Below are 1,232 nucleotides of genomic sequence, written 5' to 3' on the forward strand. Positions count from 1 at the left end.
GGGTCCGGTTCGCATCGCCCAGTCACCGATTCACCACTTTTTTGAAAGAAGAGAAACATGGCAAAAGGTAAATTCGAACGGACCAAGCCGCACGTCAACGTCGGCACGATCGGTCACGTTGACCACGGCAAGACCACGCTGACGGCAGCTATCACGACGGTTCTGACCAAGAAGTTCGGCGGCGAAGCCAAGGCTTACGACCAGATCGACGCGGCACCGGAAGAAAAGGCACGTGGTATTACCATCAACACCGCGCACGTCGAGTACGAAACGGCTAACCGCCACTACGCACACGTCGACTGCCCGGGTCACGCTGACTATGTGAAGAACATGATCACGGGCGCGGCACAGATGGACGGCGCGATCCTGGTTTGCTCGGCTGCTGACGGCCCGATGCCGCAAACGCGTGAGCACATCCTGCTGGCGCGTCAGGTTGGCGTTCCGTACATCATCGTCTTCCTGAACAAGTGCGACATGGTCGACGACGCCGAGCTGCTCGAGCTGGTCGAAATGGAAGTGCGCGAGCTTCTGTCGAAGTACGACTTCCCGGGCGACGACACGCCGATCGTCAAGGGTTCGGCCAAGCTGGCGCTGGAAGGCGACACGGGCGAGCTGGGTGAAGTGGCGATCATGAGCCTGGCCGACGCGCTGGACACGTACATCCCGACGCCGGAGCGCGCAGTTGACGGCGCCTTCCTGATGCCGGTCGAAGACGTGTTCTCGATCTCGGGTCGTGGCACGGTGGTGACGGGTCGTATCGAGCGTGGCCTGGTCAAGGTCGGCGAAGAAATCGAAATCGTCGGTATCAAGCCGACGGTGAAGACGACCTGCACGGGCGTGGAAATGTTCCGCAAGCTGCTCGACCAGGGTCAGGCAGGCGACAACGTCGGTATCCTGCTGCGCGGCACGAAGCGTGAAGACGTCGAGCGCGGCCAGGTTCTGGCCAAGCCGGGTTCGATCACGCCGCACACGCACTTCACGGCTGAAGTGTACGTGCTGAGCAAGGACGAAGGCGGCCGCCACACGCCGTTCTTCAACAACTACCGTCCGCAGTTCTACTTCCGTACGACGGACGTGACGGGCTCGATCGAGCTGCCGAAGGACAAGGAAATGGTCATGCCGGGCGACAACGTGTCGATCACGGTGAAGCTGATCGCTCCGATCGCGATGGAAGAAGGTCTGCGCTTCGCAATCCGCGAAGGTGGCCGTACCGTCGGCGCCGGCGTGGTTGC

Annotated in this window: 1 protein-coding gene; it reads left to right on the plus strand. The window is 61.4% G+C overall.

Features of this window, described 5'->3' with window-relative positions; translation table 11 throughout:
- Positions 1-57: 57 nt before the first annotated feature.
- On the plus strand, positions 58-1,232 hold a 1,175-nt coding region (gene tuf, locus LDO54_RS01675; RefSeq protein ID WP_224005253.1), incomplete at its 3' end, for an elongation factor Tu.

Source organism: Paraburkholderia tropica, assembly GCF_914484835.1.
Taxonomy (GTDB): Bacteria; Pseudomonadota; Gammaproteobacteria; order Burkholderiales; family Burkholderiaceae; genus Paraburkholderia; species Paraburkholderia tropica_A.